Raw genomic sequence first — 6,824 nt, 5'->3', positions numbered from 1 at the left:
ATGACGAGACGCTGGTTGTGGGCAATGACCGGAAGATGTCGGTGAAGGGAAAACAGGAGCAGACCACCACCGGCGACCATATCAGCCTGGTGAAAGGGATGAAGAGCCTGGAGGTGAAGGGAGACCTGGCGCAGAAGATAAGCGGCGCGCTGGGAATAAAGGTTCAGAGCGATATTGTGCTGGAAAGCAGCAGCCGGATAAGCCTGAAGGTGGGCGGTTCGTTTGTGGTCATCCACCCGGGCGGCGTGGACATTATGGGGCCGAAAATCAATCTCAACAGCGGGGGGAGTCCGGGAACACCCGTAGGGACGTTACAACCGAGTGTACTGGCGGCGTTAGGTGATGATGAGTCAGGAAGACATATTGCTTATTTTCCTGATGGTACAAAAGAAGAAATAACAGATCAGGGCGAACCAGAACAATACGGACAGACAGCACGCAAGGTGGTTAATAGTAAATCAGAGTTCGCCATAAACGGGAAAGAAAAAAATTATACATCGGAAGTCATACTTATAACATCAACTATAATAGAAAAGCATTCAACATATGAAATCGGTGGAGATTATTCTGCTGTGTATTTTAACATCAAAAATGATTCTTTGGGGCCGTATCTTTTTGATCCTAATGGAAGTTATAATCCATATAAGAAACTAGAAAATGGACATGGACAACGTGGATCAGGTTTTTTATTTAGTGGTGAATTTGCAAATTTGAATGATTTCATTGCTTATCAGGAAAATCCTGAGGGCGAATCGAAAGATAAACTTGAAAGTGAATGGTTTCCATATAAAGTTAAAATGGTATCTTTACCTGTTACGGATGAAGAGATAGTGGTGTTAAAAAACGCCGCTATTGCTTTAGATGATGGTGATGAGGAGCCCGGAGCATTTAGTTGTGCTGAATGGTCTTCAAAATTGCTACAACATATAGAGCCTGATATGGATACGTATACGCTACCAAATTCGTTATGGGCAGCTGTGGTTGAGATAAGAAAGCGTAGACTGGAAGAAAAGGATACTGCCAGATGAAAATGTTTAAAACGGCTTTCATTTTTTTAGTGCTTTTTATTTTTATGGTTATTCATTTTCATTTTTTGTATAAAGCTGTAGAAAAACATCAGGTTCATGATTTTTATTTTTTTATTTATTTTGTTATATATTTTTTATCTTCAATTTTCTTATTGGTAGTATTTGACATTTTCTATACAATGAAACCTGTATGGACTTTGTTTATCGGTTGTATCTGTGGATGGTTTGTGTCATTTTGTTCGTTGCTCATCACTGATATAATATTAGGGGAGGGGGTAATCATCCGATGGCGCGTACTTTTCATGATGTCATGGGTGATGTTAATTGGATGGTGTTATTTCCCATTTTTTATTTTTCTTATGAAACACTTTAATTTGATGAAAAGGAAAGGTAATTATTGAATGAAATTGAGAAAATATTATTGAGTATATCCGACGGACACAACATCCAGGCAGAGAAAGAGCATGAAAAGTTTATTTTTATACATAAATAGAATTTTCTCAGATAAAAGATCCGTGATCTTGCTCTGCTGTCAGACGTTCATATGATCGATGGAGAATCCCCATGCCCACAGCAGCCCGACTTAACGACAAAGGCACCCAGCACGATGGTTATCACGAAACCGTTATTACTGCGGGTTCTCCAACGGTTTCTGTCGACGGACTACCTGCAGCCCGTATGGGTGACCCACTGACACCCCACGATAAACCCAAACATCCGCCTCACCCACGTAAGATAGCCAGTGGTTCAGGCACTGTGTTTATTGACGGCCTCCCTGCCGCCAGAACCGGTGACGCCATTGACTGCGGCGGCGTGGTTATCGGCAGCGGTACAGTCAACATCGGTTGATATACGCTGATATAAAAGGGAAAAAGTTATATCACTAAAATGGACAGCGCTTAACACTGGAAGTGGAGGGGGCATGGTGATTGACACTGCCGTTGTCGGTTTATAGCGGTCAAGTAATACTGGTCACTGGTTAGCTAAATTTTTTGCAAATCAGAACCTGCGATGTGCCGGCAGAGTCGAGCACAACAGAAAATTACTCTGTTTTTAACTAGAGGGCAGGGTTCCCCGTAATTTTTAGCTTTCTATGCTGATTGTTACACTTATGTTGCTCTGCCGATCACTTAATTGTGTTTGCTCACCCCGTAAAGCATTTTCTGCGATACAATGCCTTCAGGTTATAAATCGGAGAGTAAGGCATGCCACACCCTGCGTTAACGCAACTGCGTGCGCTGCGTTATTTTGATGCGATTCCGGCGCTGGACCCGCAACTGCTCGACTGGTTGTTACTGGAAGATTCCATGACTAAACGTTTTGAGCAGCAGGGGAAAAAGGTTACCGTCACGTTACTTCGCGAAGGATTTGTTGGGCAAAATGAGGTGGCTGAAGAACTGATGCTGCTGCCGACAGAACCCCGTTATTGGTTGCGTGAAATTCTGCTCTGCGCGGACGGTGAACCCTGGCTTGCCGGGCGCACAGTAGTGCCTGAATCAACTTTGTGCGGCCCTGAACTGGCCTTACAAAACCTGGGAAAAACCCCACTTGGGCGCTACCTTTTTACGTCATCGACATTGACCCGAGATTTTATTGAAATTGGCCGTGATGCAGCGCTGTGGGGGCGACGTTCCCGCCTGCGGCTGAGCGGTAAGCCGCTGATGCTTACCGAACTTTTCCTACCTGCATCGCCGTTGTACTAAGAGGAAGATAAAGATGGAGTGGAGTCTGACGCAGAATAAGCTGCTGGCGTTTCACCGCTTGATGCGTACGGATAAGCCGATCGGCGCCTTACTGCTGCTCTGGCCAACGCTATGGGCATTGTGGGTGGCGACCCCAGGCATGCCGCAACTGTGGATCCTGGCGGTATTTGTCGCCGGCGTTTGGTTAATGCGCGCCGCTGGATGCGTGGTAAATGATTATGCCGACAGGAAATTTGACGGACACGTTAAACGCACCGCGAATCGACCGCTGCCGAGCGGTGCCGTCACCGAAAAAGAAGCCCGAACGCTGTTCGTCGTATTGGTGTTGCTGGCCTTCCTGCTGGTTTTGACGCTCAACACGATGACCATTTTGTTGTCCGTTGCGGCGCTAGCGCTGGCGTGGGTCTATCCCTTCATGAAACGCTACACGCATCTGCCGCAGGTGGTGCTGGGCGCGGCGTTTGGTTGGTCTATACCGATGGCGTTTGCCGCCGTGAGCGAGTCTGTACCACTGAGCTGCTGGCTGATGTTCCTCGCCAACATTCTCTGGGCGGTGGCCTATGACACACAGTATGCGATGGTTGACCGGGATGATGACCTGAAGATTGGCATTAAATCGACCGCGATCCTGTTCGGCCAGAACGACAAACTCATTATTGGTATTCTGCAGGTCGGTGTACTGGTGCTGATGGCGCTGGTTGGGTGGCTGAACGGGCTGGGACCGGGCTATTACTGGTCTCTGCTGGTGGCGGGCGCGCTGTTTGTGTATCAGCAGAAGCTGATTGTTAATCGTGAACGTGATGCCTGTTTTAAAGCGTTCATGAACAATAACTATGTAGGCCTGGTACTGTTCTTAGGACTGGCGATGAGCTACTGGCATTTTTGAGTATAGTAGTAGACAGAATATGGTATTTATACCTTATTCTGTCTACTACACGCTAACTCTACGCTAAAATTCTGATAGCGTCGGAATTACAATATTTGTTTGTTGTAATTATATTTTTCACCTTCAATGCTTATAGTTATCATATTAGAAGTGGCCGCAAATTCTATGCTTTTATCATTCTCTGATACTATTGAGAAAAAATGTTTGGAATGGATATATAATATTCATCCTTCCCCGGTATGAACTTGTAATTCTCATTTAGATTAATACTAGCATGATATTCACTATTTGGATTTGTTATGATGAAATTATCAGGATAGTGATATTCATTGCCAAAATTAACGGTTTGCCCAACGTAATCTAAAGGAATACATTTTGTAGTTATATGGAATATAGGTTTAAAAAGTCGGTTGTTATAAACAAGGTTCTTTTTGGGGATTTTTAGTGCTTTATTGGCTCTGTTTTTAGCCTCTATTGAAATAGTGACCTGATGTTTTAGTGTGAATCTTGAATGTTAAGATCCATAAAAGGTTTGTTATTGTAATATGATGCCAAGTCTTTTTTTATGAGAGGGAAAGTTGACTTGTATTTTTTTTTAATGTTAAAGGGTATACTCCCTCCTTTTTGTGCGCTGTGTTGTTGTAATAAAGTTTACCATATCCGTATAACATTTCACCTTTACAAGAGGTCTCATATGACAATGCGAATGCAATATGTAAAATAAAAATTGATGAAAATAAATAATTAAATTTTAGTGATTTTATGAGTTGTAGAGGTGCCTTTGCCATTCAACTTGGCTGCTATATTTTAGTATTTGCAGAATGAAAATTTTCCATATACTAGTAGTTGTTATTATTTTTTAGCTTCCCATTTAATAATAAATATTCAGCACTACTGTTAGCATCTCCAAAATTAACATATATATTGCCATCAACAGAATCAAAGTAATAGTGACTCCCCGGAGAACCATGAAAGACATCCATTTTCCATTTTGAAGTTTTACAAGATATTACACTATAGTCTTTATAACATGATGAGCCGCAATATTCCTCATGATTGAAACATATATCTCTCATGGAGAATGCATTATATAAATACAACTGCTTCCCTAATGGGTAAAAAAGGCACATACAAACAATGACACCTAAAAAATATGATATTGTATTGTTTTTTATGAGTATTGCAAAATATAATAACGACACACCAATCACCACAAAAAATAAAGGGTAAATATTTCCTCGCAATAGGTCAAAAGAAATAAAAACCAACTGAATCATTATGGCAAAGCATATATATATTAATCGCCATCCATATTTAGGCGCAGGTAATAATAAAGGGACAACAGGAAGGATGCCTGGGATTATTATTAATGCGGCCAGTATTTTATTATAATCATAATAAATAAAAAGCATGCTGGAAAAAATACTGCTCACAATCCAAAATATGGTCACCAAAGTAATTCTCAGCATTAACATGCCCTCATGTGTGATAATTAGTTGTCATCTTATTTTTCAATTTGAAGAACTTTAACCTGAATATCTATTGCTTGAGCTATTTGCTGCCTTTGAAAACAAGTCCGACATCCTTCGCCAGATCTTATCTTGGCATTGGGATTGTTCTTTAATGAGTTATTTATGAATTTTATTCGATAGTTATCGCCCTGTTTGAAATAAGTAACCAACACTGCTTCTTGTTTTCTTGGCGGAAAAGTGTCTATATACTTAGACATTATATCCCATGCTTTTTTTATTGATAATGCAGCAAAATGAACTGTTCCTTCATCTGTGGCGAGATATCTTAAAATATCTAATCTGGACATTTCAGGGAAGTCATCAATTTTTTCGTCATACATATCATATGCAGTGCGTAGTGATATATTTCCTTTCCCATAATCGCCCGCCACTGTATTACTAAGCCTATCGGATGTCGTTCTTTTAATATTGTTAGGATCATTTTCCTTTATAGTTTGATACTGCACCTCAAGATCACTACTACTCATTATATTATTTTGTGGTTCAGGCAATTCTGTATACTTCCCTTTTGGGATGACTTCATCCTGAAGATAGTCCAATTGTTTTTTTGCATATGAGTAATCAGGCATAAACCTGGTATTATATTCATCAGCCAGAGCACCAGCTACTGCAATAGGCGGTACTGAGAACCTACCTGAATATTTTATAATGTATTTTGATATTTTTTTTAACCAATCAAAAACAGGTTGTTGAAATGGATAGTTTTCAACTGGCTTTCCACATGTACACCCGATAAATAATGTCACAATATTGACTTCAAAATCATCTACAGAGTTTATTTCATGCAAATACCCAGAATGTTTTGAATCGCTATACATGCTATCAGGTTTTTTTCCATTATTCATCATATAGTCCTTTATTACAACTCTTAAATAATAAATGAAGAAACATCAATAATAATTCTTTCATCATTTTTTTGAGTAAATACCGTATCAACTTTACCATTATCATCTGGCACATAGTAAGAAATATCATCTAATGTTCTAATTATTACCTCAAGTCCTGGGGCAGGTTTTTCATTCTCATAATCTAATATAATAATGTTTCTTCCATACATCCTTTTTATGCGTGTTATTTTCTGCGTAATAGTGTGATCTTTTGCTTTATTCATCACACCGATGGTTGTATTTACCATTTATTTTTTCGCTCCAGAGATTAAAGAAATTCAATCGATTATAAAATAGTTAATTATTCTGGAAATCTAACGTCAATTTAACCTCGACGCTATCCATGGCATTACTTATAAATCGCTCTGTATTTCCTTCTTTATTCGTCAGACCTTTCTTTTGCATACCACTTGAAAAATATGCGATGTATTCTGTATTTGCATACGGTATCCCATCATCATCCGTAAAATGAAACTGAAGGTAATACTTGTCGGTGTTATCCTGGTTATCTTCGTTATCATCTGAATTATCATCATTCCCGGTCCTATTATCATCTACGTCATCTGCATCATCATCCGCCAGCGCCTCCAGCGCGCCCGGCTGCATCACCCCCACCGGCGTTCCCGCACTCCCCCCGCCGTTCAGGTTTATCTTCTGCGCCAGGTCTCCCTTCACCTCCAGGCTCTTCATCCCTTTCACCAGGCTGACATGGTCGCCGGTGGTGGTCTGCTCCTGTTTTCCCTTCACCGACATCTTCCGGTCATTGCCCACAACCAGCGTCTCGTCAT

Annotated in this window: 7 protein-coding genes and 1 pseudogene; 4 read left to right on the top strand and 4 right to left on the bottom strand. The window is 40.8% G+C overall.

Translation table 11 applies throughout. From position 1 onward, the window contains the following. The 4 genes from OGV98_RS23515 to ubiA all read left to right on the top strand — a co-directional run. A partial coding sequence (locus OGV98_RS23515) for a hypothetical protein (RefSeq protein ID WP_286552227.1) occupies window positions 1-1,028 on the top strand: 1,028 nt, incomplete at its 5' end. Between the two features lie 564 nt (window positions 1,029-1,592). Continuing rightward, window positions 1,593-1,877 (top strand): type VI secretion system PAAR protein, encoded by a 285-nt coding sequence (locus OGV98_RS23510; protein WP_044715431.1) that lies wholly within the window; start codon window positions 1,593-1,595, stop codon window positions 1,875-1,877. A gap of 356 nt (window positions 1,878-2,233) precedes the next feature. Next, complete coding sequence (gene ubiC / locus OGV98_RS23505) at window positions 2,234-2,731, top strand: chorismate lyase (RefSeq protein ID WP_044715430.1); 498 nt, start codon at window positions 2,234-2,236, stop codon at window positions 2,729-2,731. Window positions 2,732-2,744: 13 nt separating this feature from the next. Next, a complete protein-coding gene (gene ubiA, locus OGV98_RS23500) occupies window positions 2,745-3,617 on the top strand; it encodes a 4-hydroxybenzoate octaprenyltransferase (protein WP_016149402.1) in 873 nt (290 codons plus the stop codon). Between the two features lie 839 nt (window positions 3,618-4,456). Here the strand turns inward: ubiA and OGV98_RS23495 are convergent. From OGV98_RS23495 to OGV98_RS23480, 4 genes and pseudogenes are all read right to left on the bottom strand, one after another. Then, the gene (locus OGV98_RS23495; protein ID WP_196615444.1) at window positions 4,457-5,086 is read right to left on the bottom strand and encodes a hypothetical protein; all 630 of its coding nucleotides are present in this window, start codon (window positions 5,084-5,086) and stop codon (window positions 4,457-4,459) included. Window positions 5,087-5,121: 35 nt separating this feature from the next. Next, on the bottom strand, window positions 5,122-5,997 hold the full coding sequence (locus OGV98_RS23490; protein WP_138828108.1) for a hypothetical protein: 876 nt from the start codon (window positions 5,995-5,997) through the stop codon (window positions 5,122-5,124). Between the two features lie 20 nt (window positions 5,998-6,017). Further along, the gene (locus tag OGV98_RS23485) at window positions 6,018-6,284 is read right to left on the bottom strand and encodes a hypothetical protein (RefSeq protein WP_286552223.1); all 267 of its coding nucleotides are present in this window, start codon (window positions 6,282-6,284) and stop codon (window positions 6,018-6,020) included. Window positions 6,285-6,333: 49 nt separating this feature from the next. Beyond that, window positions 6,334-6,824 (bottom strand): annotated as a pseudogene (locus OGV98_RS23480) (hypothetical protein); the annotation flags it as partial.

The organism is Citrobacter sp. Cf136 (assembly GCF_030333815.1).
GTDB lineage: Bacteria > Pseudomonadota > Gammaproteobacteria > Enterobacterales > Enterobacteriaceae > Citrobacter > Citrobacter freundii.
This window is presented reverse-complemented; position numbering and strand designations above follow the sequence as displayed.

Excerpts from the sequence above, each read along its gene's own strand:
- OGV98_RS23510 (WP_044715431.1), top strand. The coding sequence starts at position 1,593 with ATGCCCACAGCAGCCCGACTTAACGACAAAGGCACCCAGCACGATGGT.
- ubiC (WP_044715430.1), top strand. The coding sequence starts at position 2,234 with ATGCCACACCCTGCGTTAACGCAACTGCGTGCGCTGCGTTATTTTGAT.
- ubiA (WP_016149402.1), top strand. The coding sequence starts at position 2,745 with ATGGAGTGGAGTCTGACGCAGAATAAGCTGCTGGCGTTTCACCGCTTG.
- OGV98_RS23495 (WP_196615444.1), bottom strand. The coding sequence starts at position 5,086 with ATGCTGAGAATTACTTTGGTGACCATATTTTGGATTGTGAGCAGTATT.
- OGV98_RS23490 (WP_138828108.1), bottom strand. The coding sequence starts at position 5,997 with ATGATGAATAATGGAAAAAAACCTGATAGCATGTATAGCGATTCAAAA.
- OGV98_RS23485 (WP_286552223.1), bottom strand. The coding sequence starts at position 6,284 with ATGGTAAATACAACCATCGGTGTGATGAATAAAGCAAAAGATCACACT.